The organism is Phenylobacterium sp. (genome assembly GCF_046290725.1).
Taxonomy (GTDB): domain Bacteria; phylum Pseudomonadota; class Alphaproteobacteria; order Caulobacterales; family Caulobacteraceae; genus Phenylobacterium.
The window spans coordinates 1,670,988-1,695,365 of sequence record NZ_JBKBUH010000001.1; the positions used below are offsets into that span (position 1 = coordinate 1,670,988).

The 24,378-nt window shown below is 69.0% G+C and carries 20 protein-coding genes; 5 read left to right on the forward strand and 15 right to left on the reverse strand.

Annotated features, from left to right (window positions below):
* Position 1: 1 nt before the first annotated feature.
* From ACK41C_RS08755 to argH, 4 genes are read right to left on the reverse strand one after another with little or no spacing between them, the layout of a single operon-like run.
* Positions 2-1,723: an ATP-binding protein gene (locus tag ACK41C_RS08755; RefSeq protein ID WP_409652882.1), complete on the reverse strand. Its 1,722-nt coding sequence runs from the start codon at positions 1,721-1,723 to the stop codon at positions 2-4.
* 57 nt (positions 1,724-1,780) lie between these two features.
* Positions 1,781-3,070 (reverse strand): diaminopimelate decarboxylase, encoded by a 1,290-nt coding sequence (gene lysA, locus ACK41C_RS08760; RefSeq protein WP_409652883.1) that lies wholly within the window; start codon positions 3,068-3,070, stop codon positions 1,781-1,783.
* Positions 3,067-3,345 carry a hypothetical protein gene (locus ACK41C_RS08765; RefSeq protein ID WP_409652885.1) on the reverse strand — a complete coding sequence of 93 codons (279 nt, stop codon included), beginning with the start codon at positions 3,343-3,345 and terminating at the stop codon, positions 3,067-3,069. The genes lysA and ACK41C_RS08765 overlap by 4 nt, the downstream gene beginning before the upstream one ends.
* Positions 3,342-4,766, reverse strand: a complete 1,425-nt coding sequence (gene argH, locus ACK41C_RS08770; RefSeq protein WP_409652886.1) for an argininosuccinate lyase — start codon at positions 4,764-4,766, stop codon at positions 3,342-3,344. The genes ACK41C_RS08765 and argH overlap by 4 nt, the downstream gene beginning before the upstream one ends.
* Here argH and ACK41C_RS08775 point away from each other — a divergent pair, their 5' ends adjacent.
* Entirely contained in the window at positions 4,767-5,393 is a 627-nt protein-coding gene (locus tag ACK41C_RS08775; RefSeq protein WP_409652888.1) for a TlpA family protein disulfide reductase, read from the forward strand.
* Between the two features lie 6 nt (positions 5,394-5,399).
* Here ACK41C_RS08775 and ACK41C_RS08780 read toward each other — a convergent pair whose 3' ends face one another.
* The 7 genes from ACK41C_RS08780 to ACK41C_RS08810 all read right to left on the reverse strand — a co-directional run bounded on the left by ACK41C_RS08780 (position 5,400) and on the right by ACK41C_RS08810 (position 12,289).
* Positions 5,400-5,810, reverse strand: a complete 411-nt coding sequence (locus ACK41C_RS08780) for a helix-turn-helix domain-containing protein (RefSeq protein ID WP_409652890.1) — start codon at positions 5,808-5,810, stop codon at positions 5,400-5,402.
* Positions 5,811-6,065: 255 nt separating this feature from the next.
* A complete protein-coding gene (locus ACK41C_RS08785) occupies positions 6,066-6,830 on the reverse strand; it encodes an SDR family NAD(P)-dependent oxidoreductase (RefSeq protein WP_409652892.1) in 765 nt (254 codons plus the stop codon).
* Positions 6,827-8,158 carry an FAD-dependent oxidoreductase gene (locus ACK41C_RS08790; RefSeq protein ID WP_409652894.1) on the reverse strand — a complete coding sequence of 444 codons (1,332 nt, stop codon included), beginning with the start codon at positions 8,156-8,158 and terminating at the stop codon, positions 6,827-6,829. Before ACK41C_RS08790 ends, ACK41C_RS08785 begins: the two co-directional genes overlap by 4 nt.
* A 4-nt stretch (positions 8,159-8,162) precedes the next feature.
* Complete coding sequence (locus ACK41C_RS08795) at positions 8,163-9,617, reverse strand: UbiA family prenyltransferase (protein WP_409652895.1); 1,455 nt, start codon at positions 9,615-9,617, stop codon at positions 8,163-8,165.
* A 28-nt stretch (positions 9,618-9,645) separates the two neighbouring features.
* Entirely contained in the window at positions 9,646-10,068 is a 423-nt protein-coding gene (locus ACK41C_RS08800; RefSeq protein ID WP_409652896.1) for a GtrA family protein, read from the reverse strand.
* Complete coding sequence (locus ACK41C_RS08805) at positions 10,065-11,360, reverse strand: NAD(P)/FAD-dependent oxidoreductase (RefSeq protein ID WP_409652898.1); 1,296 nt, start codon at positions 11,358-11,360, stop codon at positions 10,065-10,067. The genes ACK41C_RS08800 and ACK41C_RS08805 overlap by 4 nt, the downstream gene beginning before the upstream one ends.
* A 5-nt stretch (positions 11,361-11,365) precedes the next feature.
* Positions 11,366-12,289: an NAD-dependent epimerase/dehydratase family protein gene (locus ACK41C_RS08810; RefSeq protein ID WP_409652900.1), complete on the reverse strand. Its 924-nt coding sequence runs from the start codon at positions 12,287-12,289 to the stop codon at positions 11,366-11,368.
* Between the two features lie 215 nt (positions 12,290-12,504).
* Between ACK41C_RS08810 and ACK41C_RS08815 the strand changes: the two genes are divergently transcribed.
* The 4 genes from ACK41C_RS08815 (at position 12,505) to ACK41C_RS08830 (ending at position 17,706) form a co-directional block, all read left to right on the forward strand.
* The gene (locus tag ACK41C_RS08815) at positions 12,505-13,842 is read left to right on the forward strand and encodes a glycosyltransferase family 39 protein (RefSeq protein WP_409652902.1); all 1,338 of its coding nucleotides are present in this window, start codon (positions 12,505-12,507) and stop codon (positions 13,840-13,842) included.
* 50 nt (positions 13,843-13,892) lie between these two features.
* Positions 13,893-14,822, forward strand: coding sequence for a glycoside hydrolase family 16 protein (locus ACK41C_RS08820; RefSeq protein ID WP_409652904.1), 930 nt, complete (start codon positions 13,893-13,895; stop codon positions 14,820-14,822).
* Between the two features lie 75 nt (positions 14,823-14,897).
* Positions 14,898-16,073 (forward strand): acyl-CoA dehydrogenase family protein, encoded by a 1,176-nt coding sequence (locus tag ACK41C_RS08825; protein ID WP_409652906.1) that lies wholly within the window; start codon positions 14,898-14,900, stop codon positions 16,071-16,073.
* Positions 16,074-16,206: 133 nt separating this feature from the next.
* Positions 16,207-17,706, forward strand: a complete 1,500-nt coding sequence (locus ACK41C_RS08830) for a flavin-containing monooxygenase (RefSeq protein WP_409652908.1) — start codon at positions 16,207-16,209, stop codon at positions 17,704-17,706.
* Between the two features lie 48 nt (positions 17,707-17,754).
* Here the strand turns inward: ACK41C_RS08830 and ACK41C_RS08835 are convergent, their stop codons facing one another.
* From ACK41C_RS08835 to ACK41C_RS08850, 4 genes are all read right to left on the reverse strand, one after another.
* The gene (locus ACK41C_RS08835) at positions 17,755-21,099 is read right to left on the reverse strand and encodes an autotransporter domain-containing protein (protein ID WP_409652910.1); all 3,345 of its coding nucleotides are present in this window, start codon (positions 21,097-21,099) and stop codon (positions 17,755-17,757) included.
* 116 nt (positions 21,100-21,215) lie between these two features.
* Positions 21,216-22,955 carry a response regulator gene (locus ACK41C_RS08840; protein WP_409652911.1) on the reverse strand — a complete coding sequence of 580 codons (1,740 nt, stop codon included), beginning with the start codon at positions 22,953-22,955 and terminating at the stop codon, positions 21,216-21,218.
* Positions 22,956-23,063: 108 nt separating this feature from the next.
* Positions 23,064-23,588 (reverse strand): glycine cleavage system protein R, encoded by a 525-nt coding sequence (locus ACK41C_RS08845; protein ID WP_409652913.1) that lies wholly within the window; start codon positions 23,586-23,588, stop codon positions 23,064-23,066.
* Between the two features lie 87 nt (positions 23,589-23,675).
* Positions 23,676-24,206 (reverse strand): dihydrofolate reductase family protein, encoded by a 531-nt coding sequence (locus tag ACK41C_RS08850; RefSeq protein WP_409652915.1) that lies wholly within the window; start codon positions 24,204-24,206, stop codon positions 23,676-23,678.
* Between the last annotated feature and the right edge of the window lie 172 nt (positions 24,207-24,378).

Here is a 24,378-nt window from a genome sequence, read left to right on the forward strand (position 1 = left end):
TTCAGGCCGAGCGGCGCGCGAATTCGATCGGCCGATCGCACCAGGCGGCGACAGAGCGCATCAGTTCGGCCGGCTGCAGTGGCTTGGGGTGCACCTCGTCGAAGCCGAGCGCCAGCAGCCGCTCGCCCTCCCCCGACATGGCGTCGGCGGTCAGCGCCAGGACCGGGATTCCCGGCCGCCCGGTCTCGCCGGCCCGGATGCGGCGCAAGGCCTCCAGCCCGTCCATGCGCGGCATATGCACGTCCATCAGCACTAGGTCGAAAGAGCCGCCGGTCAGCTTCTCCAGGGCGTCGAGACCGTCCTCGGCGGTGATGACGATCGCATCGGCGGCTTCCAGGATGGCGCGCGCCACCGCTTGGTTCACGGCGTTGTCGTCCACCACCAGGATTCTGCGGCCGGCCAGGGTGACCGCGCGGGCGGCGTATTCGGCGTCCGACGGCGGCTCGGCCGCCGCCAGCGGCAGGACGACCCGGAAGGTCGAGCCCTCGCCCGGGGCGCTCTCCACGTGGATGTGCCCGCCCATCATCTCCGTCAGCTGACGGCAGATGGAGAGGCCTAAGCCCGTGCCGCCGAAGCGGCGCGTGGTCGAGACCTCGGCCTGAGTGAAGGCCTGGAACAGCCGGGCCTGCTGTTCGCGGGTCATGCCGATGCCGGTGTCGGCCACCACGATCTCCACGCCGCCCTCGATCGCCGGCGTCAGCCGGAGGGAAACGATTCCCTGCTGGGTGAACTTCAGCGCGTTGGAGACGAGGTTGGTCACCACCTGCCGGACCCGCACCGCATCTCCCGCCACCCAGGAGGGGAGGCCGGGGTCGACGGTCAGGGACAGTTCCAGCCCCTTGGCGCGAGCCGTCTCGCTCCAGAGCATGTAGAGTTGGCGACCCAGGCGCTCGATGTCGAAGGGCGCCGACTCCAGCTCCAGCTTTCCGGCCTCTATCTTGGAAAGGTCGAGCACGTCGTTGAGGACGGCCAGCAGCCCGTCGCCGGACTGCACGATCATGTCCAGATAGTTGGATTGCTGCGGCGTCAGCTTGGTGGCGGCCAGGGCGTGGGCCATGCCCAGCACGCCGTTCATCGGCGTGCGCAACTCGTGGCTCATCATGGCCAGGAAGGCGGATTTGGCGCGGCTGGCCTCCAGAGCCTCCTCCTGGGCCTTCTCCAGGGCGACGGCGTTGGCGCGCAGGGCGCGCGCCACGTGAATGAGGCAGATGCCGAGAGCGGCGAGGGCGCCGATCACGAACAGGATTTGCCGGGGCGCCTCGGCGGCGAGCGACAGTGGGGCGAGCGTAAGGGCGAGAATTGGGAAGGGTGCGATCGCCAGGAAAGCCGAGCGGCTGAGCGCAGCATATTTCACAGCCTCCAGCAGCACGCCGAAGACCACCAGCAGGGCTGCGAACTTCAGGACCAGCGAGCCATAGATCCAGCAACCCGCAGCCATGCCGGTCCAGACGATGCTGAAGGCGGCTGCAGTGAGCAGGCGGGTGATACGAGTGCGTCGGATGTCGCCGCCAGCATTCGCGTAAACTACCGCGCTAACCACCAGAAGTAGTTCCAGGATGAGGTTTGCGACCGCCCACGCGGCCAGAGCCCTCCAGTCGAATTCAAGCCAGAGTAGAACGCCCACCAGCGTGAGGAGCAGCCAGCGGTTAGCCCGGCTGCGCTGGGTTTGCTTGAGCGTAGCGCCCGCGCGACCGTCGTCGAGGATGTCGTTCAGCCGCGCCACTTCGCTTCCCGCCTTCAGGACCTGCGGCAAACTGGCAGAGGCAGGTTCAGGAAGGGTTTAGACGGAGAGCCAGGGCGCGGGGGCTTCCCGGGCCAGCATGTCCTCGTAGGTGGGGCGCGGCCGGACCACCGCCCAGTCCTCGCCCTTGGCCAGCACCTCGGGGACCAGTCGGCGGCTGTTGTATTCGCTCGACATCACCGCGCCATAGGCTCCGGCGGTCAGGAAGGCCACCAGATCGCCGGCCTGCAGGGGGGGCAGGGCGCGCTCGCGGGTGAAGGTGTCGCCTGTCTCGCAGATGGGGCCGACGACGTCGTAGACCTCCGGCGCTCCCGGACGCGGCTTCACCGGGACGATCTCGTGATAGGCCTCGTACATGGCCGGCCGGATGAGGTCGTTCATGGCTGCGTCCAGCACCGCGAACTTCCGCCCCTCGGGCCGTGCATGGATGTGCAGCACCCGGGCCACCAGCACGCCGGCGTTGGCGGCGATCATCCGGCCAGGCTCGAAGGAATAGGCGATGTCGAGGCCCGCCATGGTCTGCGCGATCATCCGGGCGTAATCGGCCGGGGGCGGCGGTTCGGGGGTGTTGAAATAGGGCGCGCCGAGGCCGCCGCCGAGATCCAGACGCTCCACGGGATGCCCCTCGGCCCGCAGGCGCTCGACCAGGCCGCGCATCTTGGCGAAGGCGGCGGCCATGGGGGCGAGGTCGGTGATCTGGCTGCCGATGTGGCAGGTCACGCCCACCGGGCGCAGGCCGGCGTCGTTGGCGGCCTTGGCGTAGAGCCGCTCGGCCTCAGAGAAGGACACCCCGAACTTGTTGTCGGCCTTGCCGGTGGAGATTTTTTCGTGGCCGCCGGCCGAGACGTCGGGATTGACGCGGATGGCGATCACCGCGCGCGTTCCGAGCGATCGGGCGACCTTTGAGACCAGCTCCAGCTCCGGTTCGGACTCGACATTGACCTCCGAGACGCCGGACTTCAGGGCGAAGGCGATCTCGCCCTCGGTCTTGCCGACGCCGGAAAAGACGATCTTCTCGGCGGGAATCCCGGCGGCCAGCGCGCGGCGGATCTCGCCTTCGGAGACCGTGTCGGCGCCCGAGCCCAGGCGCGCCAGGGTCTTCAGCACCGCCAGGTTGGAATTGGCCTTCACGGCGAAGGCGATCAGCGGCTCGCCCCCGTGTTCGCCGCGGATCCCTTCGGCCATCAGCGCATCGCGCAGGACGGTGTAGTGCCGCTCCAGCGTCGCGGTCGAATAGACGTAGAGCGGCGTCCCGACCTCGCCCGCCAGGCGCGCCAGCGGCACGCCTTCGCAGAAGAGCTCGCCCCCGCGGAGCTCGAAATGGTTCATCGCGGATTGTTGTACGGGTCGGGCAGGGCGCCTTGCGGCGTGCTGGAGGTGGCGCTGGGCTGGGAGTCGATCGGCAGGGTGCGCGGCGGCAGCGGCCGATCGTCGTGGCTGCGTGGATCGACGGTGCGCACGGTCCGGGCGGGCTCGGGCCCGGCGTCGGCGCCCGTGGCGCCGCCGAGCAGCGGGCCGGGGCGCTCCAACTCGCCGAGCTTGCCGCAGCCGGCCGCCGCCAGGGCGGCGACGAGGGCGAGGACGGTCGTCGGGCGAAGGGTCATGCCAAAATCTCCTTCCACCGCGCGATCTGGGCGCGGACCTGTTCCGGCGAGGCGCCGCCGTAGCTCTTGCGGCTGGCGACGGAAGCTTCCGGCGTCAGCACCTGGAAAACCTCGGCGGTGACGCGCGGCTCCAGCGCCTGCAGTTCGGCCAGCGGCAGTTCGGCCAGATCCACCCCCAGCGTCTCGGCGCGCTTCACCGCCGCGCCCGTCACGTGATGCGCGTCGCGGAACGGCATGTCCAGGGTCCGCACCAGCCAGTCGGCCAGGTCGGTCGCCGTGGCGTAGCCGGCTCCGGCGGCCTGGGCCATCCGTTCGGCCACGGGCTCCATGTCGGCGACCATTCCGGTCATGGCGGCCAGCGACAGCTCGAGGGCGTCGAAGGCCTCGAAGGTCGGGACCTTGTCCTCCTGCATGTCCTTCGAATAGGTGAGCGGCAGACCCTTCATCACCACAGAAAGCTGGGTGAAGGAGCCCAGCAGTCGGCCCGCCTTGGCGCGGACGAGCTCGGCGGCGTCGGGATTCTTCTTCTGCGGCATGATGGACGAGCCGGTGGTGAAGGCGTCCGACAGCTTCACGAAGCCGAACTGCGGCGTCATCCAGATGACGATCTCTTCGGCCAGGCGCGACAGGTGGGTGGCGCAGATGCTGGCTGCGGCCAGGCTCTCCAGGGCGAAGTCCCGGTCGGCCACGCTGTCCAGCGAGTTTGCCGTGGGGCGCTCGAAGCCCAAAGCCTGCGCCGTCGCATGCCGGTCGATGGGAAAGGGCGAGCCGGCCAAGGCCGCGGCCCCCAGCGGGCACTCGTTCATCCGCGCGCGGGCGTCGGCGAAGCGCGCGGCGTCGCGGCCGAACATCTCCACATAGGCCATCAGATGATGGCCGAAGGTCACCGGCTGGGCCGGCTGCAGGTGGGTGAAGCCAGGCGTCAGGGTCGCCGCGTGCGGTTCGGCCTTGGCCAGCAGGGCCTTCTGCAGGGCGTGGATCTGACCGATGGTGCGGTCGCAGGCCTCGCGCACCCACATGCGGAAGTCCAGGGCCACCTGGTCGTTGCGGGAGCGCGCCGTGTGAAGCCGCCCGGCGGGGGCGCCGATCAGCTCTCGCAGGCGGGCCTCCACGTTCATGTGGATGTCCTCGAACTCCTCGCGGAACGGGAAGGTCCCAGCCTGGATCTCGGCTTCGATGGTCGCCAGGCCCTGCTGGATCGCGCCTTCGTCCTCGCTTGAAATGACGCCCTGCTTGCGCAACATCGCCGCGTGCGCGCGGGAGCCGGCCAAGTCCTGGGCGGCCATGCGCCTGTCGAAGCCGATGGAGACGTTGATCGCCTGCATCAGCTCGGCCGGCTTGGCCGTGAAACGTCCGCCCCACATGGCCTGCCCCTGGCCGGAAGCGGGCGTGTTGGAACCAGGCGAGGATGTGTCGGTCATATGAGCGGGCAATCGGGTGACGAAGCGGCCAAACCCAAGCGGGATCCGTTGAAGCTGGCCCTCTGGGGCGTCGCCGGGATCGGCGTCGCGGCCGTTGTCTACATCATCGCCCAGGCTTCCCAAAACCCCCAGCAGGCCAGCGACCTGAAGAAGCTGGCGCGCGGCGAGATGTCGAAGCTGACCTTCCCCGCCGAGGCGACCGTTCCACCAGCCAACAGCTTCGTCGACGCCAGCGGCGCGCCGGTGCGCATCGCCGACTTCCAGGGCCAGGTGGCGGTGGTGAACCTGTGGGCGACCTGGTGCGCGCCCTGCGTGATCGAGATGCCGACCTTGGCCAAGCTGGCGGCGAGCTATGAAGGCAAGCCCGTGAAGGTCGTGACCATCAGCATCGACCGCCCGGCGGACGAGGAAAAGGCGCGCGCCTTCATCGCCAAGCACGCGCCGCTCGCCTTCTATCACGACCCGAAGATGGCCTTGCCCTTCGCTTTCACGCCGCCGGCGGCGGGCATGCCGACCACCGTCATCTACGGCGCCGATGGACGCGAGCGGGCGCGGCTGTCAGGCGACGCCGACTGGTCCAGCGCCGAGGCCAAGGCGGTGATCGACAAGGTGCTGGCGGGCGGCTGAGGCGCCTTACGCCATTTCGCGCCGGCGCGCCGGCGTATCGGTGAGGCTTCGCAGCAGATTGACGAGATAGGATCGCGCCTCCTGCGGCATCCGCTCATAGGCGGCCAGCAACTCCAGGGCGCCCGGTGTTCGCATCCGGCTGAGCAGGTCGGTCTCCCCGCCTTCCCCGGCGGGCGTGTCCAGCACGTCCATCAGGTCCACCACCCGGCACTTCAGCGCCCGGGCGATCTGGACGAGGCGCGAGAAGGAGATGCGGTTGGCGCCGTTCTCGTATTTCTGGATCTGCTGGAAGCTGACCCCGCACTGCTCGGCCAGCGCTTCCTGCGACATGCCGATGGTGCGACGCCGCAGGCGTACGGCCGCGCCCAGGGCGACGTCCATCGGATCCGGAGCCTTGTTCGACGGTAGCGGAGCCATGGCGCGCCCTCCTGACCCCCCATCGCCGCCCCGTGGGGGCGGAGACCGGGATTTGCCAAGGAGTTAAGGCCCTTATTTCAACTTTGAAAAGCAAACTCGACCTTTGCGGCAGGTTCACAACCGAGCGTGTTCAGCGAACCCGTTCTGTGGGTTCCGTCTCTCGGCGGCTCAAGCTCGACAGGGGCTGGAACTGCGTCGGGTGCGGAGGGTTTCGCCCGGCTTCCGCGGCTCTACCCCCGGATGAGCAACTATGGCCTACAGATTCACGCGGTTGAAGATCGCCTGGGGCGTCAGGCGGATCGCCAGCATGATCCATCGCCAGAAGAACGGCGCATAGACGATGGGGCCGCCGTGATCCATCGCCCTGCGGATCGCGGCCGCGATCTGATCCGGTTGCGCCCAGAGCGGCCCTCCCTTGTCGAACCCGGCGGTCATCGGCGTGTCGACGAAGCCGAGCTTCATGACCACCGCGCGGTGGCGCCCGGCCGCGCCGAATCGATGGGCGATCCCCTGCATCAGGATCGAAAGGCCACCCTTGGCCGCGCCGTAGACATAGTTGGAGCGGCGGCCGCGGTCGCCGCCGACGCTGGAGACCGCCAGCAGCACGCCGCCCGCTTCGGCTCGCGCCTCCAGAGCTTGCGCGCCGGCCAACATCCAGCCGGCGGCGCTGGTGAAGTTGACGTCCAGGATCTGCCGGGCGTGGGCGAGGTCCTGCTCGGCGCGCCCCTGGTCGCCCAGCAGGCCGTAGAACAGCAGGATGGCGTCGATCCCCCCCAGCGCCTCGCGGCAGGCCGCCAGGGCCGCCTCCGGATCGGACCGCACGAGGTCTTCGGCCCTGACAATCACCTGAGCGGCGCCGCGCAGGCGCAGATCCTCCGCCACCGCCTCCAATCGCGTCTCATCCCGCGCCAGCAGGGCGAGCGCCGCGCCCTCGGCCGCCAGCCGGCGGCAGGTCGCCTCGGCGATGGCCGAAAGGGCGCCGATCACCACCACCCGGCGGCCGGAAACTGCATCGGTCATGTCGACACCCTTCGCCAGAAGGCCGAATTGAAGGCCGGGTCCACGAACGCCGCGAAGCGCTTCAGTTCCGGATAGCCCGCCCGCCACATGGCGGCCGGCGCGCGGCCGTCCTTGGCCGCATAGAGCCGCCCGCCCGCCGATCGCACGATTTCGTCCAGGTCCGCCAGGAGGGCCAGGGTTTCGGGCCCCTTGTTGCGGAAGTCGAGCGCCAGGGTGACGCCGGGCCTGGGAAAGGAAAGCAGCCCGGGAGAGGGAAGGTCGCCCAGGGTCTTGAGCACCGCCAGGAACGAGCCTTCGCCGCTGCGGGCGATGCGGGTCAGCATGGCGGCGATGGCGTCGGGCGCTTCGCCGTGCGGCGCCCAGCACTGGTGTTGAAAGAAGCCGCGCGGGCCGTAGAGCAGGTTCCAGCGGCCGATGGCGTCCAGCGGATAGAAGGCTTGGGTGTAATGGACCCGGGAGGTTCCAGCGCCCATCCGGCCCTTGGCGTAGTAAAGAGCGTTGAAAGCTTTGAGCGTCAGGGGGTTCAGCGCGAAGCCCGGCGCTTGGAAGGGTAGGCTCGGGCCCTTGCGGTCGTCGTGGATCCGGCGTTCGCCGTCCTCCGACCAGTTGGCCATGTTGAAGAGCCCGCGGCCGAGGCGAGGCCCCTTCGCGGTACAGTCGATCCAGGCGACGGTGTGCTCCCAGCGACCCTCGGCCTCCCGGGCGATGTGGAAGAAGTCGGCCAAGCGTTCGAAGGGCTGCACGCGCTGGACCAGGCTGGTGGAGCCGATCCGAACCAGCTGAATCTCCACCCAGAGAATGAGGCCGGTCAGGCCCACTCCGCCCACGGTGGCGGCGAAGAGCTCGGGCTCCGCGTCGGGCCCGATCTCCAGGAGGTCCGGATGATCGGTGCGCAGCAGAGCCAGGCGCCGGACGTGGCGGCCGAAGGTTCCGGCGCTGTGGTGATTCTTGCCGTGCACATCGTTGGCTACCGCGCCGCCCAGTGTCACGAACCGCGTCCCGGGCGTGGTCGGCAGGAACCAGCCGTGGGGAACGACGAGCTTCAGGATTTCGCCCAGCGACGCGCCGGCCTCGGCGCGCAGCACGCCGGTCTCGGGGTCGAAGGCGATGAACCGGTCCAGGCCGCTCACGTCGATGAGCGCCTGGCCGGGATCGAGGTTGGTGTCGCCATAGGACCGGCCGAGCCCGACCGGCAACATCGAAAGGCCGGCTGCTCTCGCCTCGGCCATGGCCGGACGGACCTGATCGCCGAAGGCCGGGCGCGCAAGGCTGTGCTCGGCGCGGATCGTGCGCCCCCAGGAGCGCCAGGTCTTCGTCCGGTGCAGCATCGGGTTAGCTGACCGTGGCGGCGATGAAGCAGACGCCGAACACCGCGCCCAGGGCCCAGCTCACCCTGTCGCGCACCGCGAAGGCGACAGGATCGTCATGCAGCTCGCCCCGCTGGGCCAGAAGCCAGATGCGCATGGTCCAGATCGCCACCAGCACCGGCGCGGCCCACAGGAAGTCGGGCGCGCTGTAGGCGCCGGACGGGAAGGCCTCCTCGACCATGTAAAGCATGATGATCAGGATCGAGGCGGTGGTGGCCGAGACCCCGAAGGCCAGGGTGAGCGGGGCGTCCGTCGCCGAATAGCCGCGGCCGTCCACCTTGCGCGGCGCTTCCTCGGCCAGGCGGACCAGCTCCACGTGCCGCTTGGCGAGCGACATGGCGAAGAAGAAGAAGAAGCTGAAGGTCAGGAGCCAGGGCGAGAGCACGGCGCCGATCGCGACGGCCCCGATGATCACCCGCACCGTGTAGAGCCCGCCCAGGATCGTGACGTCCAGCATCGGCACGCGCTTGAGCGCCATGGAGTAGCTGAGCGTCATGGCGAGATAGAGCGTCACCAGGGCGCCGAGCGCCAGCGAGCCGGCGAATCCGACGGCCAGCCCCGCCAGGATCAGCAACGGCGCGAGGATCAGCCCGGTCTGGACCGATATCCGTCCGTCGGCCAACGGCCGGTTCCGCTTCGTACGGTGCCGGCGGTCGGCGGCCAGGTCGGAGAGATCGTTGAAGAGGTAGGTGCCGGACGCCGTCAGGCACATGGCCGTCAGCGCCATGAAGGAGGCGATCCACGCCTCCGGCTCCCGATAGAGGTGACCCAGGACGATCGCCACGAAGACCAGGGCGTTCTTGCTCCACTGGTGGACGCGAAGCGCCTTCATCCAGGTGCGAAGGTTCGCGCGCGCCGGTTCGAAGCGCGCCTCGATGGGCTTGGCGAGGCGGCCGGCGCGGGCGGCCACCGGCGCTGGCGCGCCGGCCAGGACGATGCTGTCGGCCTCCGCCCAGACCTTCAGGTCGGCGTTGCTGTCGCCGGCATAGGCGAAGCCCTCGGGGAACCGCGCCTGGATGGCCGCCAGCTTCTTCGATCCCTTCAGGTTTCGTCCGTCCGTGCTGCCTTCGACGCTGTCGAACAGGCCCACGCGCTCCGCGACCCGCTGGGCGACCTCCTGGTCGGCGGCGGTGACCAGGTGCAACGGGCGGCCTGTCGCCTTCTCCGCGGCCAGATGCTCGACGAAGTCCTCGCGCAGGGGCAGGGCCTCGACGTCGATCTCGGCGATCTCCGCCACGGCCCGCTTGAAGCGCGCCCGGCCGCCGAGCAGGTGTCGCAGGGCCATCAGGGTTGCGACCGGTCGGCGGGCGAGCCCGGCGGCGAAGGCCTCGAACAGCACGTCGGTGCGCAGCAGCGCCCCGTCCATGTCGACGATCAGCGGCGTCTGGGGGCCGGTCTCGGACAGGCTGGCGACGGTCACGTGGGCTCCAGTGCGGCTACGGCGGGTCTTACGAAGCGGCTTTCCGGAAGGTGACGAACTTGTGCAGCAGGAAACTCAAACCTACGGGCGAGACAATCCCAATGGCGTTGCCCAGCGCCTCGGCGAGCGGCCGCGACAGGAAATGCGGCAGCAGGAACACGCCGAACAGGATCGAGACGCCCCAGACGATCGGAAAGGAAACGGCGTTGACCAGGGCGAAATAGGTCATCTCGCTCGTCACCGGCCGGCCCGAGGCGCCGAAGACGAAGAGCTTGTTCAGCACGAAGGCGGTCGCGAGTCCGACGAGATAGGCCAGCGCCACCGCCCAGGCGAAGTCGACCACCTGGCTGAAGGCGAAGCGCGACAGCCACTGCAGCAGGGCCGCCGTTCCGCCCGCCAGCAGGAACTTCAGGAATTGCCGGGAGGCGAAAAGGCCGAAGAGCCGCTTCATGGCGCCGGCAGCTCGGCAATCATGCCGCGCGCGAACCGGATGCTCTCCGAAACGCCGCGGTCCTCGGGATAGTAGAAGCAGGTGTCGGCGATGCTGAGGCCTGCGATGGGGGTGCGCGCCGGGGGGATCATTTCGGCGAAACCCGGCTCGCAGATCGGCTGGGCGTGGCGCAGCCGCCCGACGTGGCTGGCCTTGAGGTCGGCGTCGGTCAGGGCCGGGTTCAGCATCTTCAGATAGCGCCAGCTCTCCTCGACGAAGGCCTCGTTGGGCCAGGCGAACTTGGGATGCGTCTGGGGCATGTAGTAGGGCACGTAGACGATGGCGTCCTCTCCCACCGGCCGCAGGTTGGAGAACTCGACGATCCCCGGAATCTCCATCCGGGGATCTGAGATATTGACCCAGAAGTTCTGCGAAACCGGCTGGGCGAGGCGATGCAGGACGCAGACCACCCCGATGTTGCGGATCTGCGCATAGGGCGCGCGCACCGCCTCCGGTGCCTCGGCCAGCAGCGGCGGAACGTAGGGGGTCGGGATGGTGGAGACCACCTCGTCGGCGGGGAATTCGCGGCTGTCAGCGGTGACGACGCCCACCGCGGCGCCGTTCTCGATGCGGATGCGGGCGGCAGGCGACTTCAGGTGGATGCGTCCGCCCTTGGCGACGATCGCCTCCGCCAGGGCGTTCATCAGGGTCTCCGAACCGCCCTCCACATAGCCCAGGCGTTCCTCGAACAGGGATTTGCGCGAGCGGCCCAGGCGCTTGATGCGCTGCCAGATCCAGGCGGCGGAAACCTGGTCGGTGAGTTCATAGAACTTCAGCTCCAGCAGCGGGCGCCAGAGCCGGTCGTAGGCTTTATGGCCGGACCAGTCGATGAACCACTGCTTGGCGCTGATCCTGTCCAACCGGCGCCAGTCGCTGCGCTTGGTCGAAAGAAAGACCTGCAGGCCGTAGCGGACCTTGGAGACCGGATCGAGCTTCGGGAAGGTCAGGAGCGCCAGCGGATCGCCCCAGCGATAGAGCTTTCCGTCCACATAGAAGCCCATCTTGGTGGAAACCCAGCGCATCCGGCCGCCCAGGCCGAGCTCGTCCATCAGGGCCAGGGTGTCGTGATCGCTCAGGCAGCAGAAGTGGTAGAAGCGCTCGATCGACAGGCCGTCGAAATCGAAGTGCGCCGCCATCCCGCCCACGCGGTCGTCGCCCTCCAGCACATCCACCTCGAAGCCGCGCTTCAGGCCTTCATAGGCCGCGGCCAGTCCCATGGGGCCGGCGCCGATGACGACGAGCTTCCTGGCCATGCGCGTCAGAACTCCAGCACCACGTCAGCGTATTGCGGATGCGTGAAGGTTTCCTCCAGCGCCCGGCGCAAAGGAGTGGCCTGCACGCCGAAGATGCCGGGCCAGTCGATCACCTCGAACACGTCGGGCGTCGCCAGGGCCTTCAGCTGCGCCACGGTGAAGGGCGGGTTGCGATCGACCAGGGCGTAGGCGCGCAAGAGGGCGCCGAACAGCCAGAAGGGGATCTTCACGACGGGCGTCCGCGAGCCCGTCACCTCCCGGACCAGCCGGATCAGGTCGATGTAGTCGATCGTCTCCAGGCCGGAGATGTTGTAGGCGCCCTCGATCTCCCGCTCCACGCAGGCGGCGCAGATGGCGGCGAAGTCGCCCGCATAGAGCGGCTGGCGCAGGAACTTGCCGTCGCCCGGCACCGGGAACACCTGCGCCCGGTCCATGAAGCGGCGAAGCCAGCCCAGATGCTTGCGGTCGAACCAGCCGAACATCAGGGTCGGGCGCAGGATCACATGCTTGATGGACGAGGCGGCCACCACCGCCTCCTGCGCCTTCTTGCTCTCGGTGTAGAGGTCCACGGCCATGGAGTTCACCACCGAGGAGCTCACATGGACGAGGTAGCGGCAGGCGCCCCCCTCCGCAGCGGCCAGCGCGAGCCGGCTGGAGGCGATGTTGTTCCGCTCGAAGGGCTTGGGGTCGAGGCCGCCGATCTGGGCCTGCAGCATGACCAGGGCCTCGGCGTTCGCCACCGCCTCCTGCCACCGGCCGGGCTCGGCCATGTCGGCCTCGATGACTTCGATGTCGGGGTGCAAGCGGCGCAACACCGCCAGATTGGCCGCATGCTTGTCGATCGCCACGATGTCATAGGCGCCCTTCAGCCGTGGCACGAGGTTCTGGCCCACCAGCCCGGCGGCCCCTGCGATCACCAGCTTTTTCAATCTCACGCTCCGGCCGAACCCGATTGAAGCCACAGCCCGCGCCGCGCACCAAGGGCCAGACGGCTGTCGGGGCAGGGAATGCGCATCCCTGTGTTGCAAATTCGCGAAGACCGCCCAGCCGCCGGGCAACCGGCGCTTGTCGCCGAACCGCGGTTGACAGGCGCGCGTGGGGCTTTCCTTCTGGCGGCGCCGAGACAGACCGGAGGGACGCCGGCATGGCCGCTGCGATCGCAGACTTTCTCGACAGGCGCACGCCGGGCGGCCTTCTGGCGCTCGCCCTGCTGCTGGCTCTGGCGGCGCGGCTGGCGGCGCTCGCCCTGTTTGGCGACATCTCGCCGGGCGTGCAGATCTGGGAGTATGGCGAGCAGGCGCAGTGCGCCTATCGCAACGGCTCCGATCTCTGCCTGCGCTATCCCGACGAGAGCGGCGGCGCCTATCCGTCCGCCTACATGCCGCCGCTGCTCAGCTACCTGTGGCTGGTCCTGTTTCATCTCTTCGGCGACGGGTCGACGGCGCGGGCGCTCTTCCTGGCGGTCAATCTGGCGCTCGGCGTGGCGAATGTGTGGCTGGTGTTCCGTCTCGCCCTGGCCCTGCGCCTCTCGCGCTGGGCGGCGTTCCTGGCGGCGGGCCTGATGGCGGTCTATCCCACCTTCGTCTTCGTGACGGCCACCTACCACCACACCAACCTGGCGGTCTTCCTGCTGCTGGCCATCGTGCTGGTCGCGGCGCGCATCGCCCGCCGCGAGCGGGTCGCCTGGCGCGACGCCGCCCTGGGCGGCGCCCTGTGCGGTCTCGCCGCCCTCAACCGCTCGGAGATGCTGATCGCCGGCCCCGCACTGCTAGGCCTCGGCGCGCTCTGGCGGCGCAGCCTGGCCGACGTGTTCCGCGTGGGGATGGTCGGCGCGCTGGCCATGGCGGTGATCCTGGCGCCCTGGGTGGTGCGGAACTACCTGCTCTTCGAGCGGGTGATCCCCGTCGCCCAGAGCACTGGCTACAATCTCTGGAAGGGCTTCAACCCCTACACCAACGGCTCGGGCAACATGACCGAGGAGCCGCCGGACGGCCCCGGCGACGCCGCCCGGGACCGCATCGCGCTCTCGGTCCCCACCGGCCCGCGGTTCGAGACGGACCTGCAGGACGCCTACATGGCCGAGTTCGAGGCCTATATGGCGGAAGTCCCGCCCGGCCGGCTGCTGGAGCTTTCGCTCAACAAGGTGCTGCTGCTCTGGGGGTTCGACTGGACCGACAGGGACGTCACGGGGGGGATCGCCTATCGGCTGCCCTGGGTGGTCGCCAATCTGCTCGCGCTCGTCGGCCTGGTCGTGCTCTGGCGCGAGCGGCGAAAGCTGGACGGCGCGGTCGTGGCGCTCGGCCTGGCGGCGCTCTTCCTGCTGACGCTGGCCTATGTGGCCACCGCCGTGCATGCGCGCTATCGCATGCACATCGAGCCCTTCCTGTTCGTCCTGGCGGGCGCGGGGGCGCAGGCCCTGCTGGCTTGGCTGGGGGTGCGGTTCGGCGGCTCCGGCGGAGCGGTCCGACAGCCGACGTCATGACCTGGCCCCATTGGCGGCGTTGAAATCCGGTGCGTAGCGGGAGCGACCCCTTGGCCATCGACCCGAACAACCTGGCCGGCACGGCCAAGCTCACCTTCGCCGACGAGTTCGACACGCTCAGCCTGTGGAGCGGCAAGAATGGGACCTGGTCCACCACCTGGTGGTACCGCGAGAAGTGGGACAAGCCCGGCGCCAAGTCGACCTTCGGCGACGTACCAGACCAGCAGTGGTACATCGACCACCGCTTCAAGGCGACGGAGCGGGTCAAGCCCTGGCGCGTGAACAACGGGGTCCTGACCATCGAGGCCGCCAGGACCGATCCGGCTATCGCCAAGTACGTGGACGACTTCCCCTACACGTCCGGATTCATCAACTCCTACAACAGCTTCTCCCAGCAGTACGGCTATTTCGAGATCAAGGCCAAGCTACCGGCCGGCAAGGGTCTGTGGCCGGCCTTCTGGCTCCTGCCCAAGGACGGGTCCTGGCCGCCGGAGATCGACGTGCTGGAGGTGCTGGGCCACGACACCACCACCCTCTATTCGACCGTCCACACCAAGGCGACGGGCAAGCACGAAAAGGACGGCGTCACGGTCAAGACGCCGGACCTCTCCGCTGGTTTCCACCGCTATGGCGTCGACTGGCAGAAGGACAGGATCAGCTTCTATTTCGACGGCCGGAAGACGGGCGAGGTCGCCACCCCGCCCGACCTGCACAAGCCGATGTACATGATCGTCAACCTGACGGTCGGCGGCGGCTGGTCCGGGCCGCCGAACGACTCGACGCCGTTCCCCGCGCGGATCGAAGTCGACTACATCCGCGCCTATGAGGCCTTGCCGGCCGCGGCGGTGGGCCCGCCACTGCCGGTCCCCACAGGGTCCGAGGGCGGAGGTCTGCCCCTGATTGCCGGCGGCGGAGTCGCGATCCTGCTGCTGGTCGCCGCTGCGGCGGCCATTGTTCGGGCGAGGCCCGCACAAGGTTGACCTTGCGTCCGGATTGCCCCGCTGCGCCCGGCGCCGCAGAAGTCTCCTGCACGCCCAACGGAGACAAGCTCGGCCATGACCGCCCTTCCGCCTGCGCGCGAGCCTGAGGACCTCGCCGAGATCCGCCGCGCCGTGCGCGCCCTGTGCGAGGGCTTTCCCGGAGAGTACTGGCGTGCGCTCGATCGCGAGCGGGCCTATCCCACCGCGTTCGTGCAGGCCCTTACCGAGGCCGGCTTCCTGGCCGCGCTGATCCCGGAGGACTACGGCGGCAGCGGGCTCTCCCTGCGCGCGGCGGCGGTGATCATGGAGGAAATCCAGGCGGCTGGCTGCAACGGCGCGGCCTGCCACGCCCAGATGTACGTGATGAACACCGTGCTTCGGCACGGGAGCGCGGAGCAGAAGGGCCGCTACCTGCCGAAGATCGCCTCGGGCGAGCTGCGTCTTCAGGCCTTCGGCGTCACCGAGCCGACGTCGGGCACCGATACGCTATCTCTGCGCACGACCGCGGTGCGCGAGGGCGACGACTATGTGGTCAGCGGCCAGAAGATCTGGACCTCGCGGGCCGAGCATTCGGACCTGATGCTGCTGCTGGCCCGCACCACCCCGCGCGAGCACGTGGCGAAGCGGACCGAGGGCCTGTCGGTCTTCCTGGTCGACATGCGCCAGGCGCTGGGGAACGGGCTCGAGATCCGGCCGATCCGGACCATGATGAACCACGCCACCACCGAGGTCTTCTTCGACCGCATGCGCGTGCCGGCGGCCAACCTGATCGGGGAGGAAGGGCAGGGCTTCCGCTACATCCTGTCGGGCATGAACGCCGAGCGAATCCTGATCGCGGCCGAATGCGTCGGCGACGCCAAGTGGTTCATCGCCAAGGCCTCCGGCTATGCACGCGAGCGGGTGCTGTTCGAGCGCCCCATCGGCCAGAACCAGGGCGTCCAGTTCCCCATCGCCAAGGCCTACGCCCAGATGCGTGCGGCCGAGCTGATGGTGCGCGAGGCCGCCGAGCTCTACGAGACCGGCGCCAATGTCGGGGCCGAGGCCAATATGGCCAAGATGCTGGCCGCCGACGCCTCCTGGGCGGCCGCCGACATGTGCGTGCAGACCCACGGCGGGTTCGGGTTCGCCGAGGAGTACGACGTGGAGCGCAAGTTCCGCGAGACCCGCCTCTATCAGGTGGCCCCGATCTCCACGAACATGATCCTGTCCTATCTGGCCGAGCACGTGCTGGGCCTGCCGCGCTCGTACTGAGCTCGGTTCGGAAGCGATTGCGCGCGGAAATTCGCCGGATATATTATCGCTGGTAACTTATCCTTGATCTGCATCAAGGCAGCGGCCGATATCGGTCGCCAGATTGGGCGAAACCCTGGGGAGGGGACTACTTGTGACGACCACCACGCTCGAGCGGCCGGCCGCCGTGAAAACCGAACATTTCGACGTCCTGGTCGTCGGGGCCGGCATATCCGGCGTCGGCGCCGCCTATCACCTGAAGACCCAGCGGCCGGACACCAGTTACGTGGTGCTGGAGGCCAAGGAGACCTTCGGCGGCACCTGGATCACGCACCGCTATCCCGGCATCCGCTCCGACAGCGACCTCTATACCTTCGGCTATCGCTTCAAGCCCTGGACGGGCACGCCGATCGCCACCGCCGAGGAGATCCTCTCCTATATGGGCGAGGTGATCGCCGAGAATGACCTTGGCCCGCACATCCGCTACGGCCACAAGATCGTCGGGGCCAGCTGGTCGAGCCAGGACAACCTCTGGACCGTCGAAGCGGTCCGGGCCGAGACTGGGGAAACGGTCCGCTTCACCTGCAACTTCCTCTGGATGTGCCAGGGCTATTACAAGCACGAGACGGGCTACACGCCCGACTGGCCGGGCATGGAGGACTTCAAGGGTCCCATCGTCCATCCCCAGACCTGGCCGGAAGACCTCGACTATCGCGGCAAGAAGGTGCTGGTGATCGGTTCGGGCGCCACCGCGGCCACCCTGGTGCCGAACATCGCCGGCGACTGCGCCCACGTGACCATGCTGCAGCGTTCGCCGACCTATTTCATTCCCGGGCGCAATGCCGACGAACTGGCTGACACGCTTCGCGAGCTGGAAGTCGATGAGGCCTGGGTCCACGAGATCGTGCGCCGCAAGCGCCTGTTCGACCAGGCGGCCTTCACCCGCCGCTCGTTCGAGGAGCCGGAGGCGGTGAAGCAGGAACTGCTGGCCGGCGTCCGCGCCTTCCTCGGACCGAACTACGACGTCGACACCCATTTCACCCCCCGCTATCGCCCCTGGCGCCAGCGGATCGCCTTCGTCCCCGACGGCGACCTGTTCCACGGCATCGCCTCGGGCAAGGCCTCTGTGGCCACCGGCGAGATCGACCGGTTCGTGGCGAACGGGGTCCGCCTGAAGAGCGGCGAGGTGCTGGAGGCCGACATCATCGTCACGGCCACGGGGTTCGAGCTCAGCGTGCTGGGCGACATCCCCTTCACGGTCGACGGCAAGCCGGTGGATTTCGCCGACACCGTCAACTACCGCGGCATGATGTTCACCGGCGTGCCGAACCTCGTCTGGGTGTTCGGCTATTTCCGCGCCAGCTGGACCCTGCGCGTCGACCTGGTCGCCGACTTCGTCTGCCGGCTGCTCGGCCACATGAAGGAAAAGGGCGCCAAGAAGGTCATGGTCGCCCTGCGGCCGGAAGACGCCGACATGCAGATCCTATCCTGGATCGATCCGGAGAACTTCAATCCCGGCTACCTGATGCGCAGCATGGACCGGATGCCCAAGCGGGGCGACAAGCCCGAGTGGCAGCACAACCAGGATTACTGGGCCGAAAAGAACGAGCTGCCGAAGATCGACCTCGACGATCCGGCCTTCGTCTACGAATAGGCGTCACCGAAGGTGCGGGGAGCCTGAGCGGCTCCCCGCCCGGCAACCTCACCAGCGGATCGAGCCGGTTACGCCGACCGCATGGCTTTCGGCCCGGCTGGACTGGCCGTAGCGGTAGCCCACGCTCAGCTTCGCGCGTTCGCTGACCGCCGCGTCCAGGCCGGCCGCCAGTTCGAGGCTGGTCTTGCCGGGAGATGCGGCCGAAACGGCGAAGCCTGCGCCGTGCAGCTCGGCCGACAGCCGGCTCGCCGCATCCTGGAACTCCTGGCGCACGAACACCGAAGCCTGCGGGGTCACGGTCAGCCCGCGCAGTTGCGCCTGGCCGTCGATCCGCGCGCCGATCCGGCCTTGCAGGCTCTCGCGCGTGGCTTCCTCGAACCGCAGCGCGGCCAAGGCCTCGCCGGTCTCGGCGACTGCGTCGCGCTCGGCCCGCTCGCCGGCCAGGCCGACCGCCAGGGTGAGGCCCGCAGGACCCATCGACAGGCGACGTCCGGCTTCCAGGTCGGCGGCGACCGAAACCCCGTCCGGCTTGGCGGTCAGGCTGTAGCGGCCGGTCGAAAGGTCCACCGTGCGGGTGGTCTTGTGGCTGTCGACGCCCGCGGCCACGACGCCGTCCACATAGTAGGGGCCCGAGCGCCAGCCGGCATAGGCCAGGCCCTGATAGGTCGCCGACCGGGCCTGGCCCATGAGGCCGGCGTCCACGTCCGTCTCCCCATAGCCGAGCGCTGCGCCGACCAGCAGGTTCGGCGTCAGCATGCGGTCGAGGCCCACGGTCACGGCCAGGCCGTCGCTGCGGTACCCCGCGGCCCGGGAATCGGCCTCCACTTTCCAGCGGTCGCCTTGAACGTCCGCCCAGACGCGCCGGCCGTCGCCGAAGCCCTGGCCGATCCGCGCCGCGGCCTGGCTGCGGATCGTACGCGCATTGCGGAGCGCAGCGTCCAAGCCGCCGGCGTGGATCTCGCCCGCCGCCAGATGCAGGGTCGAGGCGAGCTGGCCCTCGTCCAGGCCCAGGAGGCCCAGGGTGAAGGCGCCGGCGGCGGAACTCGCCGACGAGCCCGAGGCGTTGCGAATGCCGTCCACCGCCGCGCCCACCGCCTGAGCGTTGAGCGGCCCGGCGCCGGCCAGGGTCGCGTAGCTCTGAGGCGTCACCGCCAGGATCACGGCGTTGGCCGTATAGACCACGTCGAAGCGGGCGTTGGCCGGCATGCCCTGGGCCGGCTGGACCAGTTCGGAAAAGGCGCCGGTCACTCCGCCCTGGGCGGTGACGATCTGGAAGGTGTCGCCGATCCGCGGGGTATAGGTGTTGGTCGCCTCTCCGGTGATGCCCCGGGTGATCGGCGCGAGCGTCCCGCCGGCGGTGTAGACGCTGCCGGCGCCGGTGAGGACCAGGGTGTCGTAATGTCCGGCGCCCACGCCCGGGGTCGGGCCGTCAATGTCGATCACCAGGGTCGAACCCGGCGCCTGGGTGACGCTGCCCGCCACCACAAGGCGGCCGGGGGAATTGCCCGGCGAGAGCGTGCCGCCGACCAGCACGTTCCCGTTCACCTGGCCCGCGCCGGCCATGGCCGCGCCCGGATCGACCCAGACGTTGCCGGTGAAGACGTTGTTGAAGCTGAGCTGGCCTTCCTGCACGCAGGCGCCGATGGCGTTGGAGCCGGCCGCCATCAGGTTCAGGTGGCCCACGCCCGCCTTGATGAAGCAGTTGGAGCCGGAAAGCCCCCCGGTCAGGACTACGGTGTTCGCGCCGGTGTCGAAGCGGGCGTTCTCCCCCTTGATCTCGATGGTTTGGGCGATGTTCATGGAACCGCCCACGCCGAAGCCGCTGTCGGCGTGCAGCACGATCTTGCCGTTACTGGCGCCGAGACTCTGTGCGGAGCCGGCCAGAACCGCGCCGCCGCCGATCTCCAGGATCTCGTGGCTGTTGGCGCCGTTCAGGGTGAGCGTGCCGGACCCGGTCTTCAACAGCAGGCCCCCGGTGAGCGGGCCGTCCAGCACCACGTTGTGGCCGCCGGTGTCCAGCGCCCCGCCGTTCGCCTGCAAGGGATTGACGATGACTGCATTGGTCAGCGGCTGCAGGGTTCCGCCCTCGCCCAGCACGATCTGGCCGTCGGAGGCGCCGAGCGACCCCGGCGAGCCGAAGGCGAGAACGCCGCCCTCGATCTTCAAGCCGGTATAGCTGTTCTCGCCCGTGAGGGTCAGGACGCCAGGGCCGGTCTTAGTCAGGCCGCCGGAGCCCGAGAGCACGCCGGAAAGGGTGAGCTCATGGCCCGAGGTGTCGATCTTCCCGCCCGCGGGCAGGATGGTGAAGTCGGTCGCCACCGAGCCGGAGGAGCCCAGGGTGAGCACGCCGCCGTCGAAGACCGGCTTCACCTGGCCGGAGACCAGCTGGTCGACGGTGTAGGGCGTCGTGGTGTCGATGTTCGGCGGTGGAGTCGGCTCGGGCGCAGGCGTGCCGCCGCCGCCGTTGCTGTCGACCGCCGCGGCGATGTCGGTGCCGAAGATGTAACGATAGGTGAGCGTGATGCGGCCGCCGGTCAGCAGCGATCCGATGTCGAAGCCCAGGCCGATGGTGTTGTCGCCGTTGCCGACATTGGTCCCCGACAGGTAGGTCGCCGGGTCGGTCGTCCAGCCGGTGATCGCCGAATTGTGGGTGGTCGGATCGTTCGTGTAGAGGCCGATCACGTATTTGGAGACGAGAGCTTCGGCATAGACCAGGTCGCTCTCCGCCACGCCCGTGGCGCCGCGGAAGTTGTTGGTGCTGCTGCTGTCCCCCGCCGCCGCCACGGCGTCGGGATCGGTGAAGCGCGCGAAGGTGAAGCTGGTGAGATCGGCCAGGGCCTCGATCGTCGTCTTGATGTTCAGCTGTTGGCCGTCGGTGTCGAAATAATAGTCGTGGGTGACGGTGAAGAGGCCGCCATAGGTTCCGGTCCACACCGCCCGCTGGTCGTAGGTGGCTCCGTCGAAGGCGACGCCGTTATAGCTCGTCAGCGTCCCGCTGATCGCCGCGGCGCCCAGGCTGGCGTTGTTGTTGGTGGCGGTGAAGGCGGAACCCGCCACGCCCTTGAAGGTGAAGCCCTCGAACGGCGATCCCGGCGTCAGGTAGTCATAGGCCGGATTGAACGTGCCGGTCCCGGTTCCGTCGTAGAGAATGCCGGGGGAGGTCCCGCCCCCCACGCCCAGCGTGCCTTTGTCGTTCACGCCGATCTTCAGGTAGTTGCCGCTGAGGATCAGGCTGGTGGAGGCGAGGCCACCAGTGGGGAAGCTCAGCGCCGTGCCGGCCAGGGCGAGCAGCGCCAGGCGGCGGGTGCGTCCGCGCCGTATGCTCCCCCGCGCAGGGTGGTCGAGCTTGGCGCGAGCATCTTGGCCATGAGGCGGCTTACGCTTCGAAATCACGGAACAGTTCCCCCGATAGATCAGGCCGCCAGGACTAGCGGGGGAGGCGTAAATCCTTCCGTTAAGGTTGATGCGTCAAACCAGCGCACCATCCTGCGTTGCGGTGTCGCATCCGGTCAATCGACCCGGTCGGCGATCTCGCCCAGCAGTGCGATCAAGGCCGCCGCGTCGATGGGCTTTCGCAGCACGCCGTCGGCCCCGGCGGCGGAATAGCGCGCGACATCGTCTTCGAAGACGTTGGCCGTCAGCATCCAGATCGGCGTGCGGGCGCCCTCGCCTTCCGCGGCGCGGATGGCGCGCAGGGCCTCCACCCCGTCCATCCGCGGCATGTTGGCGTCCATCAGCACGAGATGGAAGCCGCCGCCACGCCAGGCTTCCAGGGCGAGCATCCCGTCTTCGGCGAAGGCCAGGTCCACAGGGATCGGCTCGAGCAGGGCCGCCAGCACGCGCCGGTTGGCGGCGTTGTCCTCGGCCGCCAGCACCCGCAGCCGCCGCGTCGGAACCGGCGCGGCCTCCTGGGCCTGCGCTTCGTGCGCCGGCGCCCGAAAGGCGAACCAGAAGACGGCGCCGTTCCCGTCGGCCGCCGGCTCGACGCCCGTCTCCCCGCCTAGGGCCGCCAGATTGTGCGCGCTGGCGGCCAGGCTGAGCGCGCTGCCGCCCGCCAGCCGGCCCCGCCCCGTGCGGTCGAACGCCTCCAGGGTCAGGGGTTGTTCCTGCGCCGGAATGGGCGGGCCGCCGTCCTGCACCTCCACGCGGGCGGCGATCTCGTCGGCTTCGCGCCGGCCCGCCAGGCGAAGGGCCACCCGCCCGCCGGCCGGAGTGACCTTCAGCGCCTGGGACAGCAGGCTCGCGACGGCCTGCTCGAGCTTCGCCGCATCGGCGGTCATTCCGTAGGCGAGGTCGGGCTCCAGGTCTTCGAAGACCAGATCCACGCCCGCTTTGGCCGCCTCCGCGCGCCAGATCCGCACCGTCGCCTCCAGGCGGCGGCGGAGATCGAACGGCGCCGACCTCGGCGCGCCCGTCGCCATGTCGGGCTCGGTCAGGTCCAGGACGCCGTCCAGGAGGCGCGCCAGCTGCTCGCCGCCTTCGACCATGTCGCCGACCAGCTCGGCCTGGCGTGCGTCGAGCGGTTCGCGTCGCAGGACCTGGGCGAAGCCGAGGAGGGCGTTCAGCGGCGTGCGGATTTCGTGGCTCGCCACCGCCAGCAGCCGCGTCCTGGCGCGGCTGGCCGCCTGGGCTTCGTCCCGGGCGTGGAGAAGCTCGGCGTTCTGGCTGGCCAGTCGGCGAAGGGCGCGCGCCAGCGCCCGGTCCGTCGCCTGCTGGCGCCAGGTGACGGTCAGGACCGCGGCCACGAACAGCAGCATGGCCAGGGCGTAGTGGTTCCCGGGCAGTGGAACCTCCGGGTCGATGGCGATCCACAGCAGGGTCGCCGCCGGCGGCGCCACGCCGATGACGTAGCTAAGGCGGCTGACATGCACCCGCAGGGCGGCGAACAGCAGCACGCAGATCGCCAGCAGGGCGGCTTCGACCTGCATGAGCGGCTCGCCGTAGAGCCGGATCTGGACCGCCAGCCAGCAGGCGTTGGCGACCAGCAGGAACATCAGGACGTCCGAACGCCAACGCAGGGTGCGGAACGCCCTGTTGCGGTCGGACGCCCGCATCGCCGCCTCGGTCGCCAGCAGCAGCAGGAAATAGAGGCCGAACTCCAGGACGCCCAGCGCCGCCATGGTCCATGGCGTATAGAGCGCCAGCAGCGCCACGAAGCCGCCCACCAGCAGGAGGCGCGTCAGGGCTACAGTGCGTGAATACCGGATATATCCGTCGGACAGGCTCGTATCCGCGGTCGGTTCCAGCATCTCGCCCCCTGCACGATGCCTGCGCCAGAAGTCTCGCGGCGCGCACCAATGCACAGGGTTGCGATTCGCGCCCTTGCGCTCGCCTCAGGGGCGAGCGGGGCGCCGTCCTCAGCGCCCCTTCGCCGGGGCGAGCGAGATGTCGACCATGACCTCGGCCGAGATCGCCTCCAGCGCCGCCTGCACCTCCTCCGCGGTCACTGCCGGCGGCGGCCGCAGCTGGGCCTCCAGATGGAAGAGCGGCGCGCCGGAATGGGGCTCGGGGGCGATGCGGGTCTCGAAGGCCTCGATATTGACGCCCAGGGCGCTCAAGGCCCCGGTCACCTGATGCACGATGCCGGGCCGGTCCTGGCCCACCAGGCTGAACAGGATCGCCTCTCCGGCCTCGCCGGGCGCCTCGATCGCCGGGGCGATGCGAACCTCCAGCCCCTGGGCGTCCACCGCCTGGACGGCCGAGCGCAGCGCCTCCACCCTGTCTGCGGCCACCTCGACCAGCACTGACCCCACATAGAGCCCGCCGAGCCGGCTGAGGTGGCTTTCGAGCCAATTGCCGCCGGCCGAGAGCACCGCGCCCGCCAGCGCCTGGGTGAGGCCCGGCCGGTCGCTGCCGATCACACTGAGGATCAAGGTCGTCATCGCCCCTCTCTCAGGCGGGCGCCCGCCGCAGTCAATCCGGAACTGGCGGAGGCCCGGCCCGGCCGTGATCGCGCGACGACGTTGCGACTAAGCCGGCACGTAGGTCAGCCTGACCACGTCCTCACCGATCCGGTCATGCGTCACGAGGCGGAGCGGCGGCCGAGGTCCGGTGAAATAGGGCGCGCCGTGGCCCAGCACGACCGGGTGCAGGTAGATCCGGTACTCGTCGATCAGGCCAAGTTCGGTGAGGCTTCCCGCCAAGACCGGGCCGGCGACTTCGATCTCCCCGGCGCGCTCGGCCTTCAGCTTGCGGATCGCGCCCTCGAGATCGTCCTCGAGAAGCGTGGCGTTGGGGCCCACCGTCTTCAACGAGCGCGAGACGACCCATTTCGGCTGGCTTCGCCACGCCGCCGCGAAGGCGCGTTCGTCGTCATCCCACTCGGGACGGTCATCGTCCCAGTAGCGCATGATCTCGTACATCTGGCGACCGTACACGCTGCCCGCCTGCCCCCGCGCCTCCTCGATGAAGTGGCGGAAGAGCGTGGGGCTTGGCCCGAACGCCATGTGGTCGACGTAGCCGTCCAGGGACTGGTTCATTCCGAACACGAGCTTGGCCATTCCCGCTTCCCTTCCTCCCACACGCCTGCGGCTCCGATTGCGCTGTGCAACCAGCCGAAGCTAGCCCGACTGGTTTTGTATCGCAATTGGTTTCTGGATGGACGGATCTTCGGCTTGCCACTTTAAACCGATTGCAATTCAATATCAGTGGCGAAGGCGGGACCGAGGAGGA